Below are 22,727 nucleotides of genomic sequence, written 5' to 3'. Positions count from 1 at the left end.
CCGATGAGACGGCCTTCAGGCTGTGCGGGCATCATCGTTGCGGAGCGCGTGCGTCCGAGCACGCCCGATCGAACGGGGTTTCAGTGGTCCAGGTCCGCAATTCGCCACCCGTCGCGCCTGCGCGGCAGTCCCGCACGTGGCGCAACCTGGCGTTGGGCGCCGCAGCGGCTGTCGTGGTGCTCGTCGCCGCGATCCTGGTGCTGGCGCCCGGACCGACCCCACCCCCGCCCCCCGGCCCGCAGCCACCACCGGCGCCCACCGGCCCGCAGCTCTACGTCGACCCCGCGGGCAACGACACGAACGACGGTTCCGCGGCCAGGCCGTTCAAGACCATCCAGCAGGCGCTGGACGAGGCCGGGCCGGGCACCACGATCAACCTGGCTCCCGGCGAGTACCGCGAGCAGCTCGCCACCCAGCGCGACGGCGCCCCCGGCGCGCCGATCACCGTCAAGGGGCCGGAGACGGGCCAGGACCGGTCGGGCCGCTACCAGGCCACCGTGTACGGCACCGACCGCGTCATCAGCGTGGACCACAGCTACTACGTGTTCGAGGGCTTCACGGTCGACGGCCAGGAGAAGCTCAAGGGCCGCGAGTTCCCCGAGGACCTGTCGCGGATCACGGCGTTCAAGCAGAGCGTCGCCCAGGACGTCGAGGACGGTCGCCTGATCTACATCGGCGCGTCCGAGGAGTCCCGCGACATCACCGGTGTCGAGATCCGCAACATGTTCCTGTCCGGGGCCGGCGGTGAGTGCGTCCGGTTGCGCAACAACGCCCACGACAACGTCATCACCGACTCGGTGATCCAGTACTGCGGCCTGTTCGGCAAGAAGAGCGACGACGGCGGGCGCTTCGAGTTCCACAACGGCGAGGGCGTCTACATCGGCACGAGCCCGAAGTCGGACAGCCAGCCGATGGCCGAGAACGACACGAGCTCGGGCAACCGGGTCGTCGGCAACATCATCCGCACGTTCGGCTCGGAGTGCTTCAACGTCAAGGAGAACGCGCACGACAACGTGTTCGAGAACAACCAGTGCTCGGGCAACGCGGAGACCGCCGAGTTCGACGGCAGCAACATCGAGCTGCGCGGCCACGACAACATCGTGCGCGGCAACACGATCACCGGCTCCGAGGGCGTCGCCATCAAGATCAAGAGCGACAGCGAGGAGTACGACAAAGGCGGCAACGTCGTCGAGGACAACGAGATCTCCGACGTCGCGGGCGAGGTGTTCCAGGTCGAGTCCGACGCCCAGCAGGGCGCGGTGTGCGGCAACGAGGTGCGGGGCGCGAGCCTCGGCGAGGACGCCCCACCGGGGGCCGACCGCCCCTGCTGAGAGCACGGCGTCACGCGGTGTGACATCAGGCGTATCTCGTTCGCCCGTTCGGGTGTTGTAAGGGCGTGAGAGAACGCACCGGCGGAATGGCCCGCCTACCGCTCGTCGCCGCCCTCGTCGCCGTGGCGTGCACGGTGCCCGCCACGGCGTACGCCGCGTCGGCGCCGGCGTCGTCATCGGCGGGGGACGAGATCGACACCGTGGTCGCCCTGGTCAACCAGGAGCGCGAGGAAGCGGGCTGCGACCCCCTCGGGGTCGACCCGAACCTCACCGAGGCCGCGGAGGACCACTCGCAGGACCAGGCCGACATGGACGAGATGACCCACACCGGGTCCGACGGCTCCAAGGTGGGCGAGCGCGCCACCCGGGCCGGCTACGACTGGAGCAGGGTCGGGGAGAACGTCGCATCGGGCACCACGTCGCCCGAGCGGGTGATGACGCTGTGGATGAACAGCGAGGCCCACCGCGACAACATCCTCAACTGCTCGTTCGAGGACATCGGCGTCGGGCGCGTCGGCGGCTACTGGACGCAGGACTTCGGCACGCCGCGCTGACGAGGGGACGGGCGGCCCGGCCGGGACTAGACTCCCGCGTCGTGGCCGCCCCGACCCGCCGGGCCCAGAACGACCTGCTGGTGCACCTGCGCCGGGCCCGTGACCACGTCGACCGCCACTACGCCGAGCCGCTGGACCTGGAGTCCATCGCAGCGGTGGCGGGGATCAGCAAGTACCACTTCCAGCGGTTGTTCACCGCCACCTACGGGGTCTCCCCCGCCACGCACCTGAGCCGCCGCCGCGTGGAACGCGCCCAGGACCTCCTGCGCGCCACCAACCTCACCGTCACCGAGGTCTGCCACGCCGTCGGCTTCTCCAGCCTCGGATCGTTCAGCAGCCGGTTCCGGGAGCTGGTCGGCGAGTCACCCAGCGAGTTCCAGCGCCGGTGGGCCACCAGCGGCGCCCCCCACATCCCGGGGTGCTTCGTGTTCATGTGGGGCCTCGCCGAGCGCCGCGACAGCGCAATCGAGGAGAAGCCGAGCGACGCACCGCGCTCCTAGCCTGAGCACATGATCACAGCAGTTTCGATCGCCAGCGTGTTCGTGAAGGACGTCGACGCCGCCAAGTCCTTCTACATCGACGTGCTCGGCTTCCAGGAGCACACCGACATCACCCTCGGCGAGGGCTACCGCTGGTGCACCGTCAAGTCCCCCACCCAGCCGGACCTGCAGATCCACCTCACGGTGCCGGGCCCGCCGATCCCGGACGACATGGTGGCCGCGATCAACCGCGCCCTCGACGCGGGCAACATGTTCGGCATCGGCGTGAACGTCGACGACTGCCGCAAGACCTACGACGACCTCACCGCCAAGGGCGTGGAGTTCATCCAGCCGCCCGAGGAGCGCCCCTACGGCGTCGAGGCGGTGGCCCGGGACAACTCCGGCAACTGGATGGTGCTGGTGGAGCCGAAGGCGTACACGGCGGCCGACTTCGCGTAGGTCACCGGCCGGCCCGATCGGCCGGCACCAGCCGGTACAGCAGCAGGGCGACGGCGCCGCTGACCACACCCACCAGGGTGCCGGTGACCAGGCTGGAGATCACCGCGCCGGCCCGGAGGACGCCCTCTGGCAGGGCGTCGCCGGCGCCGGCGGGGAACGCGGCGTGCCAGAGCAGCTGGTGGCCCAGCGCGAGGAACACCCCGTAGATCGCGCCGATCACCACGACGGTGGCGAAGGGCCGTGGGCCGCGGCGCCACAGCACCGCGGCGACCCAGCACGCGGGCGGGACGAGCACCAGCAGCACGTTCGCGAACGATCCGGCCTCCAGCATCCCGAGGTCGTGCAACACGACCCGCGGGACGGCAAGCGCGGCAAGTGCGACCAGCACCGGCCAGGAGAACCCCAGCGCCCGCTCCCCCCGGCTCACCGCCGCACCCCCGGCGGCACCTCAGCGGGCACGTCAGCGGGCCGGGTGGTGACATGGCGCAGCAGGGCGGTGAACGCCAGCGCCGCGGCCACCGCGCCACCGGCCAGGCGCACCCGGTGCCCCGCCACGAATTCCTGCGCCACCTGGCGCAGGTACTCCGGGGAGTGGGTGCCGAGGGCGTCCACGAACATGATCTCGTTGCGCGGCCAGAAGTACAGCGCCGAGAACACGAACTCGCACCCGATGAACACCGCGGCCGCGGCGAGCACCCACCACCGCACCCGCGGGTCCCGCATCGTGAGCAGCACGGCCACGATGCCGGTCAGCACCACGCTCGCGCCCAGCGGCGGGAAGTAGTCGCTCGGGCCGCCCGCCACCATGAACTCGCGCGCCCGCTCCAGCGACGCCGGGGCGTCGCCGAAGATGTTCGGGTACAGCATCACCGTCTCGGCGGCCACGCCGCCTAACGACATCATCGACGACCACACCAGCGCGATCAGCACCACCGTGGTCCACGTTCTGCGCGACATCCCTTCGCGTCTCCCGGTTCCCGTACTCGGCGGCCCGTCCGGGCTGCCCCTCTCCATCGACGCTAGGTCGCCGGTCGCCCACCCGGCTGCTGCTTCCCGGCGCGACCGGGTGTCGCTTCTCGACGTACGCCCGCCCGGCACCTGCCGCACTACTCTCGACCACCGTGCGAGAAGGCCGTCCCACCCGCTCGGACGCCCTGCTGGCCGTCGCCGTGTCCTGCCTCGTGGCGGCCGCCGTGATCACCGATGCCGGGCCGGTCGAGCACGCCCTGCCCGCGTACGCCTTCGCCACCGCGTTCGGCGCGCTGGTGCTGGTGAGCCGGCGTTGGCCGGTGGGGGCGCTGGTCGCCACCGCCGCCGGGCTCGTCGCGTACTACCTGCTCGACCTGCCCCCGATCGGCCTGGCGGCGCCGGCGGCGGCCACGCTGTACGCCGCGTCCGCGCGCGGGCGCCCGTTCGTCGCGGCGGCGGTCGGCGCCACGCTGCTGGCGGTGTCGGTGGTCGCCCGCCTGGCCGAGGGCGACGACATCGCCTACGTCCTGGGCCTCAACCTCGGCGCCGAGGCCGTCCTGATGTTCGCCGTGATCGCACTGGGCGATGCCGTGCGCAACCGCCGCGCGCTGCGGGCGCAGATGGCGCGGCAGGCCGCCGCGGCCGCCGAGGAGCGCCGCCGGGAGGCGGCGCGCCAGGTCGACATCGAACGGATCCGCATCGCCCGCGACCTGCACGACACCCTCGGCCACACCATGTCGGTGATCACCCTGCAGTCCGCGGTGGCGGAGGAGGCGATGGACGACGGCGCCGCCGCCGACGCGCGCGCCGCCGTCCGCACGATCCGGGAGGCGGCCCGCAGCGCGACGTCCGAACTGCGCGCGACCCTCGGCACCTGGCTCGGCGGCCGGCCCCGCGAACCGGCACCGGGGCTCGACCGGCTCACCGCGCTCGCCGACGGCGTCACCCGCACCGGCCTCCCCGTCGACCTCGAGATCACCGGCGACGCGGCCGCGGTGCCCACGGTCGTGGGCAGCACCGCCTACCGCGTCGTCCAGGAGGCGCTGACCAACGCGCTCAAGCACGCCGCCGCCACCCGGGTCACGGTCGCCGTCCACGTGTCCGCCACAGCGGTCACCGCCGAGATCCGCGACGACGGAGCGGGCGCTCCCGCCGGGGACCCCAGCGAACGCGGGCACGGGCTGCGCGGGATGGCTGAACGGGTCGCCCTGCTCGGCGGCACCGTCGACGCGGGCAACCGGCCCGGCGGCGGGTTCCGGGTGCACGCCCACCTGCCCCTGAAGGGAACCGCGCCGTGACCGACATCCGGGTCGTCCTCGTCGACGACCAGCACCTCGTGCGCGCCGGCCTGCGCGCCCTCCTGGAACGGGCACCGGACATCACCGTGGTGGGCGAGGCCGACAACGGCGCGAGCGGCGTCGCGGTCGTGCGCACCCACCGCCCCGACGTCGTGCTCATGGACGTCCGCATGCCCGGCACCGACGGCCTCGAAGCCGCCCGCCGGATCCTCGCCGATCCCGCCCTCAGCGGCGTCCAGGTCGTCATGCTCACGACCTTCGACGACGACGAGTACCTCTTCGAGGCCATCCGCGCGGGCGCGGCCGGCTTCCTCCTCAAGGACACCGACCCCGACGGCCTGCGCGAGGCCGTGCACGTCGTCGCCCGCGGCGACGCGCTCCTCTCCCCCTCCGTCACGCGGCGGGTGCTCGCCGCGGCGGCCCGGTCGACGGTGGCGCGGCCCGAACGCCTCGCCGGGCTCACCGACCGCGAGCGCGACGTCCTGGCCCAGGTCGGCGCCGGCCGGTCCAACGCCGAGATCGGCGCGGCCCTGCACATCAGCCCGGACACCGCCCGCACCTACGTCGGGCGCCTCCTCGGCAAGCTGGGCGCCCGCGACCGCTCCCAGCTCGTGGTGATCGCCTACGAGAGCGGCCTCGTCCGGCCCGGGGAGCGGTAGCGGCCCCGCGCGCCCCACCCCATGATCACCGGCCGGGAGCGAAACCCGACACCTGGCGTCGGGAAACGCGCCAATCCGCCGATCAAGCCCTGACATGGCCTGTCCCACGGTCATCCACCCGGGTTCCGCGGAACCCGGCCCGCGCAGCGATCTCGATGCGGAGGCCCTCCCGGGCCGCCTCCTGGCGGGCGCAGTGGATCAGGACCGCTGCTGCGCGAGGGCCACGAAGGGGTCCAGCGACGCCGGGTCGGCGAGGACGTCGCGGCTCATCACCTCGTCGGGGGCGGCGCCGAGGAGGATCCGCTTCACCGGCACCTCCAGCTTCTTGCCGGTGCGGTTGCGGGGCACGGCCGGCACGGCGAGGATCCGGTCCGGCGCGTGCCGCGGCGACAGGGCGGCGCGCAGCTCACCGGCGATCCGGGCGCGCAGGGCGTCGTCCAGGGTGGCGCCCGGTGCGGGCACGACGAAGAGCACCAGCTCACCGCGGCCGCCGGCCGCGTCGTCCAGGTGCACCACGAGGCTGTCGGCCACCTCGGGCAGTTCCTCGACCACGCCGTAGAACTCGGCGGTGCCGAGCCGGACGCCGCCGCGGTTCAGGGTGGCGTCCGAGCGGCCCGCGACGACGACGGTGCCGGCCTCGGAGAAGCGCACCCAGTCGCCGTGGCGCCACACGCCCGGGTAGCGGTCGAAGTAGGCCTCGCGCAGGCGGGTGCCGTCGGGATCACCCCAGAAACCGACGGGCATCGACGGCATCGGCTCGGTGATCACCAGCTCCCCCAGCTCGCCGACCACGGGTCGGCCGTCCGGGTCGAACGCGGCCGCCGCCACCCCGAGCGCGGGCCCCGAGATCTCGCCCTCCACGACCGGCTGCCAGGGCCCGCCCTGCACGATCCCGGAGCACACGTCGGTGCCGCCGCTGCCCACGTTGAGCAGCACGCCGGGCAGCTGCTCGGCCACCCAGCGGTAGCCCTCGGCCGGAAGCGGGCTGCCCGAGGAGCCGATCTGGCGCAGCCGCGACAGGTCGAGGTCGCGGCCCGGTGCGATGCCGGCGGCCCGGCAGGCCATCAGCCAGCCCGGCGAGGCGCCCATCAGGGTGGCCCCTGCCTCCTCCGCCAGCCGCCACTGCCACCCGATGTCCGGGTGCACCGGGTTGCCGTCGACCAGTACGAGCCCCGCCCCGACGAGCAGGCCTCCGACCAGCGCGTTCCACATCACCCATGCCGTGGTCGTGAACCACAGCACCCGGTCGCCCGGGCGTAGGTCCCAGCTCAGGGCGTGGTTCTTGAACTGCTCCAGCAACACGCCGCCGTGCCCGTGCACGATCGCCTTCGGACGGCCGGTGGTGCCCGAGGAGAACAGCACGCAGAGCGGGTGTGCGAACGGGACCGGGTCGAACGCGAGCTCGCCCGGCTCGGCGAGCAGCTCGTCCCACGCCAGCGCGCCCGGCACCTCCCCCGGGCCGTACGGGATCGCGACGACGTGCCGCACGGTGGGCAGGCCCGCCCGCACCGCGGCGACCTCCGCCGTGCGGTCGATCTGCTCCTCCCCGTGGACGTACCCGGGCACGACGAGCAGGACGGCCGGCTCCACCTGCCCGAACCGATCCACCACGCTGCGGGCGCCGAACTCGGGCGCGCAGCTCGCCCAGACGGCGCCGAGGCTCGCGGTGGCGAGGAACGCGACGAGGGTCTCCGGGAGGTTCGGTGCGTAGGCCACCACCCGATCGCCCTGCCCGACGCCGAGCCGTTGCAGGCCTGCCCGGGCGCGGGCCACCCGGTCGCGCAGCTGCGCCCAGGTGAGCTCGACGCGGTCGCGGGTCTGCGAGTACGCCACCACGGCCGTGCCGTCGTGGCCCACCAGCGCGTGCTCGGCGTAGTTCAGGGTGGCGCCGGGGAACCACTGCGCCCCGGGCATCTCGCGCCGGCCGAGCACCGCGGTGGGCGGCGTGTGGAAGCGGACGCCGGAGAACTCGGCGACGGCCGACCAGAACCCGTCGAGGTCGGTGACCGACCACGCGTGCAGGTCCCGGTAGGACCCGAACTCGAGCCCGCGGTGGGTGCGCGCCCAGTGGAGGAAGCGGGCGAGCTCGGTGCCGACCGGTGTCACCGGCTCCCGCCCGCGAACTCGGTGGCCGCTCGGGCACGCAGCTCGATCCGGCGCACCTTCCCGGTGGCGTTGCGGGGCAGCTCGTCGGCGAGCACGAGGTACTTCGGGATCTTGAAGCGGGCGAGGTGGGCCTCCAGGTGGGCGCGCAGCTCCTCGACCCCGGTGTCCGCGCCCGGGCGCAGCTGCACGTACGCGGCGCCGACCTCGCCCCACCGCGCGTCGGCGACGGCCACCACGGCCGCGTCGGCCACCGCGTCCAGTTGCACGAGCACGGCCTCGACCTCCGCCGGGTAGATGTTCTCGCCGCCGGAGATGATCACGTCCTTCACGCGGTCGACGACGTCGGCCCAGCCGTCGGGCGCCACGCGCAGCACGTCGCCGGTGCGGAACCACTCGCCGTCGACGAACGCGGCGGCCGACTCCTTCGGCCGGTTCCAGTAACCGGTGAACACGTGCGGCCCGCGCACGAGCAGCTCGGCCGGTTCGGGGCCGACCGGCGAGGGCTCGCCGTTGCGCAGCATCGCGACCTCGGTGGCGAAGTGCGGCACCCCCACCGACGTCGGCCGGTCGGCGCCCGCCCCGCGCGGCACCATGTACACGCCGGGGGCCGCCTCGGTCATGCCGTAGCCCTGCTGGACCTGCACGCCCCGGGCGAGCCACGCGCGGGCCACCCGCTCCTGCACGGGCGAACCGCCGTAGAGCACGGTGTGCAGCGTGCCCAGCTCCGCGGTCTCCCACCGCGGGTTCTCGACCATCATCTGCAGCATCGTGGGCACGGCGGACAAGCTCGTGATCCCGGCCTCGCCGATGCGGGCGAGCACGGCGCCGGCGTCGAAGGACGCGAGCGGCTCGACGCTGCCGCCCTTGAACAGCGTCGGCAGCGTGACCTGGCCGAGCCCGACGCAGTGGAAGAGCGGGGAGATGCAGAGCGCCCGGTCGGTGCTGAGCACGTCGACGTGCGCGAGCTGGTTGACGGTGTTCCAGGTGAGGTTGCCGTGTGTGAGCACGGCCGCCTTGGGCCGGCCGGTGGTGCCGGAGGTGTAGAGCAGGATCGCCGGGTGGTCGAGGGTGACGCGCGGCGGCGCGGCGAGCGGGTCGGCGGCCGCGATCGCGGCATCCAGCTCCGGGCCGACCCGCAGCACCGGCACGTCCGCACCCGTGGCGGCGACGAGGGTGTCGGCGTCGCCGCCGTGCACCAGTACCGAGGCGCCCGAGTCGGCCAGCATGTACCGGATCTCGGCGGCGGCCAGCCGGTAGTTCAGGGGTGTGGCGATCGCGCCGAGCAGCCACGTCGCGAAGTAGGTCTCGAACACGCTGATCGCGTTGACCCCGAGGTAGGCCACCCGGTCGCCGGGCCCGATGCCCCGCTCGGCCAGCACGTGGGCGAGCCGGGCGGTGCGATCGGCCAGCTCGGCGTAGGTGACCGTGCGCTCCCCCTCGACGAGCGCCGCGCGGTGCGGCGCGATCCGCGCCCGGCGCTCGGGCCAGCTGCCCAGGGCGGGCGCGGACGCGTGGCGCAGCGCCGGAATCCCGGCCGCGATCTCCATCGAACCTCCGGCCGATGACAGGTTCCCTGACAAGCCCGGGCGACCCTAGCCCGCGTCGTCGCGTCTGCGGAAGACCTGCTCAGCCGGGATCCGGGCGGTACGGGCAGTCGCGGCAGCGCTCGGCGGTGCGGGCGAGGCGCTGGCGCTCCGCCCAGTTGCGCCTGCGCTCCGCGGCGATCGCGCGCCACGCCCGCGCGGTGCTGCGCCGCTGGGTCACGCCGACCAGACCGATGGCGACCGCGAGCCCGATCAGGAGAACGATGCCGACCACGACGACGGCCACATGAAGATCCATCTGACGGCCCCTTCCCTGCAGGCCGGAACCTCGCGACACCACCCCGCAGACCGCTTGCTAGCTTAATGCCAGGTAGCAGATCGCACCACTCGTAACGCCTGCAGGCGGAGTGCAGGTAACAATCTGGCATCTCACCGCGAGCCTCCCGGGCGCCTGCTCGACGACCGAAAGGATCACTACGTGGCCGACTCCGCGGCGATGCGCCGCCGACTCCGCATCGAGCTCAGACGGGCGCGGAACACCGCGAAGCTCACCCAGCGCCAGGTCGCCGACGCGCTCGAGTGGTCGCCGTCCAAGGTGATCCGCATCGAGAGCGGCCAGGTCGGCATCAGCGTCACCGACCTCCGCGCGCTGGCAGGCCTCTACGGCGTGCACGACCCGGCCGTCCTCGGCGAGCTCGAGACGCTGGCCCGTGGCTCGCGGCGCCAGCCGTTCGCCGACTACCGCGACATGATCCCCGCGGACACGATCAAGTACTTCGGTTACGAGGCGTCCGCATCCCTCATCCGCCAGGTACAGCCGCTCGTGCTCCCCGGGTTGCTGCAGACCGAGGACTACACCCGCGCGCTCCTGCGGGCCTACGGCACCGAGGCCGCGGCGATCGACCGCGTGGTCGACAGCCGCCGGGAACGGCAGGCGCTGTTCGACCGGGCCGAGCCACCCCAGATCTTCACGGTGCTCGACGAGGCCGTGCTGCGCCGCCGGGTGGGCGGCACCGCGGTGATGACCCGGCAATTGGAGCGCCTGGTGGCGCTCGCCGAACGGCCACACGTCACCATCCAGGTCGTCCCATTCGACGTGGGTGCGTACGAGGCGATCCAGGGCCCGTTCATCCACCTCGAGTTCCCGGACGTCAGCGACCCCGACGTCGTCTTCCTCGACGGGCAGCAGGGCAGCGCCACCTTCATCGACGATCCGGAGATCACGGGTCGATTTCAGGAGTCGTTCCTCGCGCTCGAGGACCTCGCCTCGGCGCCCGATCAACTCCCGGCATACGTCGAACGCGCCATCCGGAGCTGGTGAGGCCACCGCCACCACCGCGGGCGCTGGCACCGCGACCGCCCGTTACCTAAGCTGTCGGGAGCGGCAGAGCCCGGGGGTGGGGGCGTGACGAGCCAGCGCGGCAATGAGCCGGAGTGGCGCAAGAGTTCGCAGAGCGGCCAGGGGAATGACTGCCTCGAGGTCTGTTTCGGTGACGACGGGGTACTGGTGCGCGATTCGAAGGAACGCGACGGCCACGTGATGCATTTCTCCGCGGCGCAGTGGCACGCATTCGTCGCCGCGGTGCGCTCCCGGGAGTTCGGCGACTAGTTCGGCGCCGGAGTTCGGCGCCTTGCCGGCGTCAGCTCATCCCCGGCGGCACGAGCCCTTCCCGGATCGCCAGCAGTGCGGCCTGCGTCCGCGAGGCGAGCCCGAGTTTCCCGAGCAGGTTGCTCACGTGGGTGCGCGCGGTGCGTTCGCTGATCACCAGCTCCGCGGCGATCTCCTTGTTCGACCGGCCCTCCGCCACGAGGCGCAGGATCTCGCGTTCGCGCGCGGTGAGCGCGCGCAACCCGCTGCGCGGCGCGCGGATCTCCTGGGCGAGCCGGCGGGCCACGGCCGCGTCCAGGAAGACCTCACCGCGAGCGGCGGCCTCCAGCGCGGCGGCGATCTCGGCCGGCCCCGCGTCCTTGAGCAGGTAGCCCGCGGCGCCCTCCTGCAGGGCCGCGTGCACCCGCTCGATCTCCCCGAAGCTGGTGAGCACCACGACCTGCACGGACGGGAAGCGCCGCCGGATCTGCGCGATCGCGGCGACGCCGTCCATGCCCGGCATCTGCAGGTCCATGAGCGCCACGTCGGGGAGCCCGCCGTGCGCGGCGAGGTCGGCGAGCACCTCCAGCGCGGCGGCGCCGTCGCCCGCCTCGCCCGCGACCTCGACGTCGTCGAGCACCTCGAGATAGGCGATCACGCCGCGCCTGACCACCGCGTGGTCGTCGACGACCAGCACCCGCACCCCCGCGTTCACGGGGTCATCATCGCGTGCCACCCGATCGCTACGTCAAATGACGCGGCGCTCGGCGTTGCGGTGGCCGTCCCGGTCGCGCCATTTCCCCGTGTCCGCGCGGGTACACCCGTTCCTAGCGTTGCTGCGACGACAGCACCGACTACCACACCGAGTCAGAACAGGGTGGCACGCATGAGCGCGAAGAACCTCCAGGACGTGTTGGACCAGGCAGGAGGCACCGTCGACCTGCTGCGCAACTCGCAGCTCGGCGCGTACATCTACCCGGTCGTGCCGGCCGAGTTCACCAACTTCCGCCGCGAGGTGATCGCCTGGCGCGAGTCGGCGGTGCTGTTCGACCAGAGCCACCACATGGTCAACCTGTTCATCTCCGGCCGGGACGCGCTGAAGCTGATCACCGACAACGGGATCAACAGCACCGCCAAGTTCCCGGTCGACACCGCCAAGCAGTTCGTCCCGGTGTCCCCCGAGGGCGGTGTGATCGGCGACGGCATCCTCTTCCGGCTGGCGGAGGACGAGTTCATCTACGTCGGCCGCGCCCCGGTGGCGAACTACCTGCAGTTCCGGGCCACGCAGGGCTACGACGTCGACATCAAGCTCGACCAGCGCTCGCCGATGCGCCCCTACGGCAAGGCCGTCTCGCGCGACCTGTGGCGCTTCCAGATCCAGGGCCCGCGCGCCTGGGACGTCATCGAGAAGCTCAACGGCGGCACCGTCGAGCAGACCCGGTTCTTCACGCTGGGCCACATGAAGATCGGCGGCGAGGACGTCCGCACGCTGCGCCACGGCATGGCGGGTGCCCCCGGTCTGGAGATCTGGGGCCCGTACGACAGCTACGACCGGGTGCGGGAAACGATCCTGGAGGCCGGCCGCGAGTTCGGGCTCGAGCCGTGCGGGTCGCGCGCGTACGCCTGCAACACGCTCGAGTCGGGCTGGATCCCCTCGCCGCTGCCCGCGATCTACACGAGCGAGGGCCTGCGCGACTACCGCCAGTGGCTCGGCGCGGACAGCTACGAGGCCACCAACGCCATCGCCGGCAGCTACGTCTCCGACAACATCGAGGACTACTACCTCAACCCGTGGGAGATGGGCTACGGGTCGTTCGTGAAGTTCGACCACGACTTCGTCGGCCGCGAGGCCCTCGCCGCGATCGAGCCGGAGAAGCAGCGCCGCAAGGTCACCCTCGCGTGGAACGCGGACGACGTGGCGAAGCTGCTGGCCTCGCCGGTGACCGACGGGCCGGACTACCAGTTCTTCGACCTGCCCAACGCCAACTACGGGCCGTCCAACTTCGACTCGGTCGTCGACTCCGACGGCACCCTCGTCGGGCTCTCGCTCTTCACCGGCTACAGCGCCAACGAGCGCAAGGTGCTCTCGCTGGCCACCGTGGCCCCCGACGTGCCGCTCGGCGCCGAGGTGCAGGTGATCTGGGGCGAGCCCGACGGCGGCACCCGCAAGCCCACCGTGCAGCCCCACGAGCAGCTCGCGGTGCGCGCGGTGGTGAGCCCGGCCCCGTACGCGGAGGTCGTGCGCGAGAGCTACCAGCCGGGGTGGCGCAGCAAGGTCACCGTCTGACCCTCCCCTCCCTCCCATCCCCAGCGCCGTCGGCGGGGCCGAGCACGAGCCGGCCCCGCCGACGGGTTTCACCGGGACCGCCGTGCAGGAGAGGATGCGGCTGTGGCCACCGTCCGGAACACCGTCCACGACCTGCTGCGCGCCTGGGGCCTGACCACGGTCTTCGGCAACCCGGGGTCGAACGAGCTGCCCTTCCTCGACGGCTTCCCACCCGACTTCCGTTACGTGCTGGGCCTGCACGAGGGCGCGGTGCTCGCGATGGCCGACGGGTACGCCCAGGCCACGGGACGTCCGGCGCTGGTGAACCTGCACTCGGCCGCGGGGCTCGGGCACGCGGTCGGCAACCTCGCCAACGCCCGCGCGAGCCAGACGCCGCTGGTGGTGACGGCGGGCCAGCAGAACCGCTCACTGGTGGGCCTCAACGCCGTGCTCGGCGAGCCCGACCTGGTGCGCGTGCCGGAGCCCCAGGTGAAGTGGGCGTGCGAGCCGGCCACGGCGCAGGACGTGCCCCGGGCGCTGTCCGAGGCGTTCCACCGGGCCACCCTGCCGCCCGCCGGTCCCGTCTTCGTGTCGCTCCCGATGGACGACTGGGCGCAGGAGGCCGACGCCGACGCCGTGGCCCTGCTGCCCTCCCGCCGGGTCGGCTGGGCGGGCGCCGCCGACCCGGACGTGATCGCGGAGCTCGCCGGGCGGATGGCGGCGGCCACCGCGCCCGCCCTCGTCGTCGGCCCCGAGGTCGACGACGAGCGGGCCCACGCCACGGTGGTGGCGCTGGCCGAGCGGTGGCGGGCCGCCGTGTGGACCGCGCCCACTCCCCCGCGCTGCCCGTTCCCCACCCGCCACCCGCTGTGGCGCGGTGTGCTGCCCCCGAGCATCGCCGGCGTGGCCGAGCACCTCGAGGGCCACGACCTCGTGCTCGTGCTCGGGGCGCCGGTCTTCCGCTACCACGCCCACCGCCCCGGACCGTGGCTCCCGGACGGCACCGATCTGGTGGCCGTCGGGTCGGACCCGGGGGTGGCGGCCCGGGCGGCGTTCGGCGACGCGCTCGTGGGCGACGTCGCCGCGATCGCCCGCCAGCTGCTCGCCGCGCTGCCGGCCGACCCGGACCGGGCCGCCCCCGCGCCTCGCACCGTTCCGCACGCCGAGCTGCCCGACGAGGGCCCGTTCCCGGCCGACGCCCTGTTCGCCGCGCTCACCGAGGCCCTGCCCGCGCACGCGCGCCTGGTGAACGAGTCCACTGCGAACACGACACAGTTCTGGACGCACCTGGACCTGCGCGAACCCCGCTCGCTGCTCTTCCCCGCCGCGGGCGGGCTCGGGTTCGGGCTGCCCGCCGCCGTCGGCATGGCGCTGGCCGACCCCACCCGCCCGGTCGTGGCGGTGCTCGGCGACGGCGCCACCCAGTACGGCATCGCGGGCCTGTGGAGCGCGGCGCAGCACCGGCTGCCCGTCACGTTCCTCGTGCTGCGCAACGGCGGCTACGGGGCCCTGCGCGGCTTCGTCCACCAGCTCTCCGTGCAGAACGCCCCGGGCCTCGAGCTGCCCGACCTGGACGCCGTCCGGATCGCCGAGGGCTACGGCGTGCCCGCCTGCCGGGTGTCCACCGCCCGCGAGCTCAAGGCCGCCCTCGCCGAGGTGGCCACCGCGACCGGGCCCCGGCTCGTGGAGGTCCCGGTGCCGACGGAGCTGCGGAAGCTGGGCTGAGCCCGATCCGGCGGCCCGTCAGCCGTCGCTGGCCGCAGGCAGCGCCTCTTCGGCGTGGTCGGGCACCCGCAGCGCCACGACGCCGAGCAGGCTGATGAGGCAGATTCCGGTGAGGTAGAGCGCGATGGGCGTGGACGAGCCGTATGCGGCGAAGAGCGCGGTGGCCGCGATCGGGGTGATCGCGCCGCCGATCATGCCGCCGATCTGGTAGGCGATCGAGGCGCCGCTGTAGCGCACACGCACGTCGAAGATCTCGGTGAACAGCCTGCCCTGCGCCCCGACGATGAGGCCCTGCACGATCGCCGCCACGCAGAACGCGATGAAGGCGAGGCCCGCGCTGCCGGTGTCGACCATCGCGAACATCGGCAGCGGCCACACGACGGCGGTGATCGCCCCGATCACGTAGATCGGCTTGGCGCCGTACTTGTCGGCCAGGACGGCCGACACGACGATGGTGGCGATCCACACCACGGTGGACAGCAGGATGAGCGTGAGCAGCAGCGGCCGGTCGAACCCGACGACCTGGGTGCCGTAGGTGAGCATGTAGACGATCACCGAGTAGCCGATCGCCGGTGGGGCGATGGCGGCGAGGCTCGCCAGCACGAGCGTGAGCGGGTCGCGGCGGAAGAGCTCGGCCACGGGGACCTTGCTCACCGCCCGCTCCTTCTTGAGCCGCTCGAACTCGGGGGCGTCCTGCAGCCGCCTGCGCACGAGCACCCCGACGACCACGAGCACGAGGCTCGCGAGGAACGGCAGGCGCCAGCCCCACGCGAGGAAGTCCTCGTTCGACAGCGGCGCCACGGCGAGGAAGGCGAGGTTGGAGGTGAGCACGCCGACGGGCACGCCGAACTGCGCGAAGCTGCCGTAGACGGCCCGCTTGCGCGGTGGGGCGTGCTCGGTGGCGATGAGCACCGCGCCGCCCCATTCCCCGCCGACGCCGAAGCCCTGCGCGATCCGCAGGATCACGAGCAGCAGCGGGGCGGCGATGCCGACGGCGGCGTAGGTGGGCAGCACGCCGATCAGGAACGTGGCACCACCGGTCATGAGCAGGGTGAGCACCAGCATCGACTTGCGGCCGAGCCGGTCACCGAAGTGGCCGATCACGGCGGCGCCCAGCGGGCGGGCGATGAACCCGACGGCGAAGGTCGCGAACGCGGCGAGGGTGCCCGCGGCCGGGGAGAAGTCCGGGTAGAACAGCTGGCCGAACACGAGCGCGGCCGCCGTGCCGAAGATGTAGTAGTCGTACCACTCGATCGACGTGCCGATGAAGCTCGCCACGAAGATGCTCTTGCGCGACGGGCTCGCGGCAGGTGTGGAATCGGGTGCTGTCACGGCTGCGCACTCCTTCGGACGCCGAACGCTGGGGTGATCCAAGCAGGGCGCCGGGGCGATTTCACCTGCTCGGGGACGCGTGCGGAGTACGTCATCTGTCCCACGTCGCGCCTCCTCACGCCTCGGTGTCGGACAGCCACGCGTCGGCCAGCCGCCGCCCCTGGTAGATGGGGCTGGGCCACAGGTCCTGCACCCGCTCGTTCACGATCGCGTAGTCGAACTTCTGGATCGGGTAGAACGCCTGGCGGATCTCGGTCTCCATCCGCACCTGCATCTGCCGGTAGATCTCGGCGCGGGCGGCGTCGTCCACGGTGGCCCGCGACTGCTCGACGAGCCGGTTGAGCTCCGGGTCGTCCACGAGGGCGTAGTTCTCGATCGAGTCGGGTGCGAAGTCGCGCCACACCTGGTCGGGCAGGTGCACGCCGCGCAGGGCCTTCGTGATCGCGAAGTCGTGGTTGCGGCGCCGGTCGATGCCGGTGGCCGGGTCCACGATCTCGATCTCGGCCTGGATGCCGACCTCGGCGAGGTCGGCCTGGATCCACTGCGCCTCGCGCACGTCCTCGTCGTCGACGCGCTGCACGAGCAGGGTGGTGGAGAACCCGTTCGGCACGCCCGCCTCGGCCAGCAGTGCCCGCGCGTGCGCCGGGTCGAACGGGCGCAGCTCGAGCACCTCCTCGGGGGTGAGCGCGGCCGGGCTGGTGTCCGGGCGCAGCATCGAGGTGAGGTTGAAGTGGCCGCGGATGTTCTCGCCCATGCCGACCCAGTCGACCGCCTCCATCACGGCCTGCCGCACCCGGATGTCGTCGAACGGCTCGACGGTGGGGTTGAGGTAGATGCTGATCGGGGCGCCCGGGGTCTCGGTCACCGTGAAGCCGCCGCGGTCGCGGAACTCGTCGGCCACGTTGACGTCGCTGGTGATGCCGGAGTCGAGCCGGCCGCTGCGCAGGGCCGCGGTGATCGCCGCGGTGTCGGACAGGATCGGGCGGCGGATCTCGTCGAGGTAGGGCCGGCCCGGGATGAAGTAGTCCGGGTTGCGCTTGAGCGCCCACTCGACGTCGGGGGTGTGGCTGTCGAGCATGAACGGCCCGGTGCCGATCGCCTGGGTCTCCAGGTCGAACCGCCCCTCCACGCCCTCCCGGGGCAGGATCATGTTGAAGTGGTAGGCGAAGTACTCCATCAGCGGGCCGTAGGGCCGCTCGAGCGAGAACACCACCGTGTGCTCGTCCGGGGCGCTGATGCTCGTGACCGGGTCGATCATCCACGTGTGCACGCCGGTGGCCTGCTTGAGGCCTTCGAACGTCGCCACCACGTCGTCGGCCACGAACGGCCGCCCGCCCACCGGCGGGACGTCGTGCCAGCGCACGTCGCGGCGCAGGTGGAAGGTGTAGGTGAGCCCGTCGGGCGCCACCTCCCACGACTCGGCGAGGTCGGGCACGATCTCCAGCGAACCCACGTCGGGGCCGGTGCGGAACTCCACCAGCTTGCTGTAGACCGTGCCGGAGATGATCCCCATCGTGGTCGGGTCGCTGGTGGTGAGCGGGTTGAGGCCCCGGCTCACCTCGGACGTCTGCTGCACCACGAGGGTGCCCCCGGGGCGCGGGTCCCCGACCGGCCCCGACCGGCTGCTGCGCCCGCCTCCTCCGCACGCCGTGAGGCCGAACGCGGCGGCCGAGGCCAGGAGCAGGGTGCGGCGCCTGATTTCCGTCATGCCAGCTCCTGGTCCAGTTCGCCGGTGACGTCGAGCGGGATCAGCGGCAGCGGCCCGGCCAGCTCGGAGGCGGGCGCCGGTGCGTAGGCGAAGTTCTTGGCCCGGGCACCGCCGTCCACCACGAAGTCGCAGCCGGTGATCAACCGGGCGTAGTCGGAGCAGAGCCAGGCGACGGCGTGGCCGATGTCGGTGGGGGTGCCGGTGGTGCCCATGGGCACGAGCGGGGCGCGCTGCCCGGTGAACCGGGACGGGCGGCGCCACTCCTCGTCACCGGTGGCTCCGCCGATGCCGTGCGCGCGCGGCCGGTCGAGCACGCCGCCCGCGCCGCGCTCCTTGATCAGCTCCGGGTTGTCCGGCGTGGGCGCCGTGGGGGTGAAGCTGTTGACGCGGATGCCGTAGGGCGCGAGGTCCATGGCCGCGGCCCGCACGAAGTTGTTCACCCCGCCCTTGTGGAACGCGTAGGCGATCACGCCCGCGGAGCCGGACCACCCGTTGGACGAGGAGATCGCGACGATCGAGCCGCGGATGCCGCGCTCGGCCATGTGCCGCCCGACGTGCTTGGTGTTGAGGAAGTTGCCCAGCGCCGCCACCCGCACGGCGCGGTCGAAGAACTCGGTGCTCTCGTCGAGCACGCCCTTCCCGCCGAGGAGCGCGGCGTTGTTGACCAGGATGTCGATCTGCCCGTACTCGTCGATCACCCGCGCGAGGTAGGCCAGCACCTGCTCCTCGTCGCTGACGTCGCCGGGCACCGCGATGGCCGTGCCGCCGTTGCGCTCGACGCGCTCCACCGCGGTCTTCGCGGCCGCCGGGTCGATGTCGTTGCACGCGACCTTCGCGCCGTACCGCGCGAGCGCCAGCGCGATGCCGCTGCCGATGTTCGGACCTGCCCCGGTGACCAGGGCGACTTTGCCCTCCAGCGAGATGTCCACGTTGCTCCCCTCTGAGCGGTCAGGTCTGGGTTCGGTCCCCGGCGTCCTTCTCGTCGGCCGCCCTCTCCACGGCCCGGGCGAGGCTCGGCGCGAGGCCCGCAGGCGGGCGGCCGCGCCCCCACCAGCGCCGGGCGGCCCTCGCCACGGGGCGCTGCAGACGCGGGTCGAGGTGGTCGCGCAGGGCGTCGCCGAGCAGGTTGAAGCTGAACACCGCCAGCGACAGCAGCGCGGCGGGCACGAGGATGATCCACGGCGCGCGCTCGACGTACCGCACGCCCTCGGACAGCATCGCGCCCCACGACGGCGTGGGCGGCGGCGCGCCGATGCCGAGGAACGACAGCGCCGACTCCGCGATGATCACGCCGGCGAAGATCAGGCTGCCGAGCGTGAACACCGGGGCGAACATGTTGGGCAGCACGTGCAGCGCCAGGATCCGCGGGGTGCTCGCCCCGGTGGCGCGCGCCGCCTCCACGTAGCGCTCCTGGCGGATGCGCAGGGTCTCGCCGCGCGCGATGCGGTTGAACGACGGGGTGATCACCACGGTCAGCGCGATCACGGTGTTGCGCACCGACGGGCCCAGGATCACGGCGATGAACAGCAGCAGCACGATCCCGGGGATCGCCTGCACGGCGTCCATCACGCGCTGGATCACGACGTCGACGGCGCGGCCGAAGTAGCCCGACACCACGCCGATCGCGGTGCCCAGCACCAGGCTGATTCCCGTGGTCGCGACGCCGATGAGCAGCGAGGTGCGGGCGCCGTGGATGGTGCGGCTCAGCACGTCGCGGCCCAGGTCGTCGGTGCCGAGCGGGAACTGCGCGGAGGGCTCCTCGAGGATGTTGCGGCGGAACTGCTCGAGCGGGTCGTGCGGCGCGAGCCACGGGGCGAGGACCGCCGCCAGCACGAACACGACGATCAGCACCAGCGCGACGGCGCCCAGCGGCTGCGCGCGCACGAACCCGCGCAGCGCGCCCGCCGCGTCGCGCAGCGGCGTGCGCCGGTCCGCCGCCCGCTGCGGGATCGTGGTCGTCACGACAGGGCCCTCCCGGTGCGGATCCGCGGATCGACCAGCGCGTAGAGCAGGTCGATGATGATGATCGTCACGACGAACAGGCCGGCGTAGAAGATGGTGCAGGCCACGACCACCGGGTAGTCGCGGTCTAGCACGGCCTGGTAGATCAGCTGCCCGGTGCCGGGGATCGCGAACATCTGCTCGAGGATCACCGTGCCCCCCAGCACCGTGGCCAGTTCGAGGCCGAGCAGGGTGAGCACCGCGATCGTGGAGTTGCGCAGGGCGTGCTTGAACACCACGGTGTGCTGCCGGGCGCCCTTGGCGTGGACGGTGCGGATGTAGTCCGAGCCCAGCGACTCCAGCATCGACGAGCGGGTCATGCGGGCGATCGCCGCCATGCCGCCGGTGCCGAGCGCGAGCACCGGGATGGCGATCTGCTGCAGCCAGCCGACGGGGTCCTCCGACGGTCCCGCGTAGACGATCGGCGGCGACCACGCGAACCACAGCGCGAGGAACGTGAGCACCAGCAGGCCGACGACGAAGTTGGGCACCGACAGGAACGCCACCGCGAACACGCGCACGGCGGCGTCGAGCACGGTGCCGCGGCTGACGGCGGCCACGATGCCGAACCCGACGCCGAGAAGCGCGCCGATCACGATCGCGAGCAGGCCCAGCTGCAGCGTGACCGGCACGCGGTCCAGGAACAGCTCCGCCACCGGCTCGCCGCCGTAGAACGAGGTGCCCAGATCGCCCTGCACGGCCCCGGCGAGCCACGCCGCCAGCTGCGCCCACACCGGCTGGTCGAGGCCGAACTGCGCCCGCAGCGCCTCGGCCTCCTCCGCGCTCACACCGGTCTCCTGCAGCTGCAGCGACACCGCGTCGCCGGGCACCAGCCGCATGACGACGAAGACGAACACGGTGACCAGCACCATCACGAACAGGCCGTAGCCCAGCCTCCGCAACGCGTAGCCGATCATGTCTGCTCCGGGACGGGGAGGTGGCGGACCGCGCCGACGAGGGTCTTGGTGTACGGGTGCTGCGGGTCGGCGAACAGCGCGTCCCCGTCCCCGCGCTCGACGATCTCGCCGAGGTGCATCACGCAGACCTCGTCGGACATGTACCGCACGACGTTCAGGTCGTGCGCGATGAACAGGTAGGACAGGCCGAGCTCGGCCTGCAGGCGCTTGAGCAGGTTCAGCACCTGGGCCTGCACCGAGACGTCGAGGGCGGACACCGCCTCGTCGCAGACGATGAGGTCGGGTCCGGTGGCGAGCGCCCGGGCGATCCCGATGCGCTGGGCCTGCCCGCCTGAGAACTGGTGGGCGTACTTGTGCAGGTCGCGGGCGCCCAGGCCGACGCGCTCGAGCAGCTCCACCACCCGGTCGGTGCGCGCCCTGCCCCGCGCGAGCCGGTGCACGGCCAGCGGCTCGCCCACCGCGTCGGCCACCCGCATCCGCGGGTTCAGCGAACCGAACGGGTCCTGGAACACGATCTGCATCCGCCTGCGCAGCGCCCGCACCTCGGCCCGGGAGGCGCGCAGCAGGTCGACGCCGTCGAAGGTGAGGCGGCCCGAGGTGGGGTCGAGCAGCCGCAGCGCGAGCCGCGCCACCGTCGACTTCCCGGACCCGGACTCGCCGACCAGGCCGACGGTGCGCCCCCGCGGGATCGTCAGCGACACCCCGTCGACGGCCTTCACGACGGCGCGGCGCATCCGGAAGTGCTTCACGAGGTCGTGCGCCTCGAACAACGGCGCGGGTCGCGGCGGGGTGAGCGCCTCAGCCGGCACGGGCCACCTCCTCGGCGGGGACGTGGCGCCAGCACCGGCTCGTGCGCCCCGGCGCCAGGGCGTGCAGCGGCGCCTCCTCGGTGGCGCACCGGTCGAGCGCGGCGGGGCAGCGCGGGTGGAACCGGCAGCCGCCGGGCAGGTCCGAGGGGTGCGGGACGTTCCCGGGGATCGCGGGCATCGGCAGGTCCCGAGGGGTGGCCGGCGTGGGGATCGACTCGATCAGCGCCCGCGTGTACGGGTTGCGGGGGTCGCGCAGCACCTCGCGCACCGGCCCCTGCTCCACGACCCGCCCCGCGTACATCACGAGCACCCGGTCGGCCATCTCGGCCACCACGCCCATGTCGTGGGTGACGAACAGCAGCGCCGTGCCGTGGTCGCGCTGTGCCCGGCGCAGCAGGTCGAGGATCTGGGCCTCGACGGTGACGTCGAGGGCGGTGGTCGGCTCGTCGGCGATGAGCAGCGCGGGTTCGCAGGCCAGCGCCATCGCGATCATCACGCGCTGCTGCTGCCCGCCGGACAGCTCGTGCGGGTAGGACCGCACCCGCCGCGCCGGGTCCGGGAGCCCCACCTCGGTGAGCAGCTCCACCGCGCGGCGGCGGGCGTCGCGGCGCGACACCGGGCGGTGGATCCGCAACGCCTCCGCGATCTGGTCCCCCACGGTGAACAGCGGGTCGAGGGAGCTCATCGGGTTCTGGAAGATCATGGCGATGTCGGCGCCGCGCAGGCGGCGCAGCCGCTCCGGGTCGGCGCCCACGAGCTCCTCGCCCTGGAACCGGATCGAGCCCCCGGTCACCCGGCCGCCGCCGAGCAGCCCGAGCACGGCGAGCGAGGACACGCTCTTGCCCGATCCGGACTCCCCGACCACGGCGAGGGTCTCGCCGGCACGCACGTCGAACGACACCCCGGAGACCGCCTCGATCGGCCCCGTCGGCCCCGGGAACCGCACCGTGAGATCACGGACGTCGAGCAGCGGAGCTGTCAT

Annotated in this window: 23 protein-coding genes; 10 read left to right on the top strand and 13 right to left on the bottom strand. The window is 72.9% G+C overall.

Annotated features, from left to right (window positions below; all coding sequences use genetic code 11):
• The first annotated feature begins 83 nt into the window (after positions 1–83).
• The 4 genes from ACFPL3_RS20115 to ACFPL3_RS20100 all read left to right on the top strand — a co-directional run bounded on the left by ACFPL3_RS20115 (position 84) and on the right by ACFPL3_RS20100 (position 2,823).
• A complete protein-coding gene (locus ACFPL3_RS20115; RefSeq protein WP_343946454.1) occupies positions 84–1,331 on the top strand; it encodes a DUF1565 domain-containing protein in 1,248 nt (415 codons plus the stop codon).
• Positions 1,332–1,396: 65 nt separating this feature from the next.
• On the top strand, positions 1,397–1,885 hold the full coding sequence (locus ACFPL3_RS20110) for a CAP domain-containing protein (protein ID WP_343946453.1): 489 nt from the start codon (positions 1,397–1,399) through the stop codon (positions 1,883–1,885).
• Positions 1,886–1,926: 41 nt separating this feature from the next.
• Positions 1,927–2,385: an AraC family transcriptional regulator gene (locus ACFPL3_RS20105; protein ID WP_343946452.1), complete on the top strand. Its 459-nt coding sequence runs from the start codon at positions 1,927–1,929 to the stop codon at positions 2,383–2,385.
• A gap of 9 nt (positions 2,386–2,394) precedes the next feature.
• Positions 2,395–2,823: a VOC family protein gene (locus ACFPL3_RS20100; protein WP_343946451.1), complete on the top strand. Its 429-nt coding sequence runs from the start codon at positions 2,395–2,397 to the stop codon at positions 2,821–2,823.
• Between the two features lies 1 nt (position 2,824).
• Here the strand turns inward: ACFPL3_RS20100 and ACFPL3_RS20095 are convergent, their stop codons facing one another.
• Both ACFPL3_RS20095 and ACFPL3_RS20090 read right to left on the bottom strand, forming a co-directional pair.
• Positions 2,825–3,250, bottom strand: a complete 426-nt coding sequence (locus tag ACFPL3_RS20095) for a hypothetical protein (RefSeq protein WP_343946450.1) — start codon at positions 3,248–3,250, stop codon at positions 2,825–2,827.
• Positions 3,247–3,780 carry a DUF1772 domain-containing protein gene (locus ACFPL3_RS20090; protein ID WP_343946449.1) on the bottom strand — a complete coding sequence of 178 codons (534 nt, stop codon included), beginning with the start codon at positions 3,778–3,780 and terminating at the stop codon, positions 3,247–3,249. Before ACFPL3_RS20090 ends, ACFPL3_RS20095 begins: the two co-directional genes overlap by 4 nt.
• Before the next feature lie 164 nt (positions 3,781–3,944).
• Between ACFPL3_RS20090 and ACFPL3_RS20085 the strand changes: the two genes are divergently transcribed.
• Entirely contained in the window at positions 3,945–5,090 is a 1,146-nt protein-coding gene (locus ACFPL3_RS20085; protein WP_379589506.1) for a sensor histidine kinase, read from the top strand.
• Positions 5,087–5,749 (top strand): response regulator transcription factor, encoded by a 663-nt coding sequence (locus tag ACFPL3_RS20080; protein WP_343946447.1) that lies wholly within the window; start codon positions 5,087–5,089, stop codon positions 5,747–5,749. Before ACFPL3_RS20085 ends, ACFPL3_RS20080 begins: the two co-directional genes overlap by 4 nt.
• 198 nt (positions 5,750–5,947) lie before the next feature.
• Here the strand turns inward: ACFPL3_RS20080 and ACFPL3_RS20075 are convergent, their stop codons facing one another.
• The 3 genes from ACFPL3_RS20075 to ACFPL3_RS20065 form a co-directional block, all read right to left on the bottom strand.
• Positions 5,948–7,855 (bottom strand): acetoacetate--CoA ligase, encoded by a 1,908-nt coding sequence (locus ACFPL3_RS20075; protein WP_343946446.1) that lies wholly within the window; start codon positions 7,853–7,855, stop codon positions 5,948–5,950.
• On the bottom strand, positions 7,852–9,402 hold the full coding sequence (locus ACFPL3_RS20070; protein WP_343946445.1) for an acyl-CoA synthetase: 1,551 nt from the start codon (positions 9,400–9,402) through the stop codon (positions 7,852–7,854). The genes ACFPL3_RS20075 and ACFPL3_RS20070 overlap by 4 nt, the downstream gene beginning before the upstream one ends.
• Before the next feature lie 79 nt (positions 9,403–9,481).
• Positions 9,482–9,697 (bottom strand): hypothetical protein, encoded by a 216-nt coding sequence (locus ACFPL3_RS20065; protein WP_343946444.1) that lies wholly within the window; start codon positions 9,695–9,697, stop codon positions 9,482–9,484.
• A 180-nt stretch (positions 9,698–9,877) separates the two neighbouring features.
• Here ACFPL3_RS20065 and ACFPL3_RS20060 point away from each other — a divergent pair, with 180 nt between their 5' ends.
• Together ACFPL3_RS20060 and ACFPL3_RS20055 are read left to right on the top strand one after the other, a co-directional pair.
• Positions 9,878–10,720 carry a helix-turn-helix domain-containing protein gene (locus ACFPL3_RS20060; protein WP_343946443.1) on the top strand — a complete coding sequence of 281 codons (843 nt, stop codon included), beginning with the start codon at positions 9,878–9,880 and terminating at the stop codon, positions 10,718–10,720.
• Between the two features lie 84 nt (positions 10,721–10,804).
• Entirely contained in the window at positions 10,805–11,008 is a 204-nt protein-coding gene (locus ACFPL3_RS20055; RefSeq protein ID WP_343946442.1) for a DUF397 domain-containing protein, read from the top strand.
• Positions 11,009–11,039: 31 nt separating this feature from the next.
• On the opposite strand, the gene ACFPL3_RS20050 is transcribed toward ACFPL3_RS20055, so the two are convergent.
• Entirely contained in the window at positions 11,040–11,702 is a 663-nt protein-coding gene (locus ACFPL3_RS20050) for a response regulator transcription factor (RefSeq protein WP_343946441.1), read from the bottom strand.
• Positions 11,703–11,873: 171 nt separating this feature from the next.
• On the opposite strand from ACFPL3_RS20050, the gene ligM reads away from it, so the two are divergent.
• Positions 11,874–13,274 (top strand): vanillate/3-O-methylgallate O-demethylase, encoded by a 1,401-nt coding sequence (gene ligM / locus ACFPL3_RS20045; protein ID WP_343946440.1) that lies wholly within the window; start codon positions 11,874–11,876, stop codon positions 13,272–13,274.
• A 102-nt stretch (positions 13,275–13,376) separates the two neighbouring features.
• Positions 13,377–14,978 (top strand): benzoylformate decarboxylase, encoded by a 1,602-nt coding sequence (gene mdlC / locus ACFPL3_RS20040; protein ID WP_379589503.1) that lies wholly within the window; start codon positions 13,377–13,379, stop codon positions 14,976–14,978.
• 18 nt (positions 14,979–14,996) lie between these two features.
• Here the strand turns inward: mdlC and ACFPL3_RS20035 are convergent, their stop codons facing one another.
• From ACFPL3_RS20035 to ACFPL3_RS20005, 7 genes are all read right to left on the bottom strand, one after another.
• On the bottom strand, positions 14,997–16,310 hold the full coding sequence (locus tag ACFPL3_RS20035) for an MFS transporter (RefSeq protein ID WP_343945339.1): 1,314 nt from the start codon (positions 16,308–16,310) through the stop codon (positions 14,997–14,999).
• A gap of 115 nt (positions 16,311–16,425) precedes the next feature.
• Positions 16,426–18,018, bottom strand: a complete 1,593-nt coding sequence (locus tag ACFPL3_RS20030; protein WP_343945340.1) for an ABC transporter substrate-binding protein — start codon at positions 18,016–18,018, stop codon at positions 16,426–16,428.
• Positions 18,015–18,947, bottom strand: a complete 933-nt coding sequence (locus ACFPL3_RS20025) for an SDR family NAD(P)-dependent oxidoreductase (RefSeq protein ID WP_343945341.1) — start codon at positions 18,945–18,947, stop codon at positions 18,015–18,017. Before ACFPL3_RS20025 ends, ACFPL3_RS20030 begins: the two co-directional genes overlap by 4 nt.
• A gap of 19 nt (positions 18,948–18,966) precedes the next feature.
• Entirely contained in the window at positions 18,967–19,980 is a 1,014-nt protein-coding gene (locus ACFPL3_RS20020) for an ABC transporter permease (protein ID WP_343945342.1), read from the bottom strand.
• On the bottom strand, positions 19,977–20,936 hold the full coding sequence (locus ACFPL3_RS20015) for an ABC transporter permease (protein WP_343945343.1): 960 nt from the start codon (positions 20,934–20,936) through the stop codon (positions 19,977–19,979). Before ACFPL3_RS20015 ends, ACFPL3_RS20020 begins: the two co-directional genes overlap by 4 nt.
• Complete coding sequence (locus tag ACFPL3_RS20010; RefSeq protein ID WP_343945344.1) at positions 20,933–21,745, bottom strand: ABC transporter ATP-binding protein; 813 nt, start codon at positions 21,743–21,745, stop codon at positions 20,933–20,935. The genes ACFPL3_RS20015 and ACFPL3_RS20010 overlap by 4 nt, the downstream gene beginning before the upstream one ends.
• Positions 21,735–22,727, bottom strand: coding sequence for an ABC transporter ATP-binding protein (locus ACFPL3_RS20005; protein ID WP_343945345.1), 993 nt, complete (start codon positions 22,725–22,727; stop codon positions 21,735–21,737). Before ACFPL3_RS20005 ends, ACFPL3_RS20010 begins: the two co-directional genes overlap by 11 nt.

The sequence above is a fragment of the Pseudonocardia zijingensis genome (genome assembly GCF_042657305.1).
In the GTDB taxonomy this organism is placed as follows: domain Bacteria; phylum Actinomycetota; class Actinomycetes; order Mycobacteriales; family Pseudonocardiaceae; genus Pseudonocardia; species Pseudonocardia zijingensis.
This window is presented reverse-complemented; position numbering and strand designations above follow the sequence as displayed.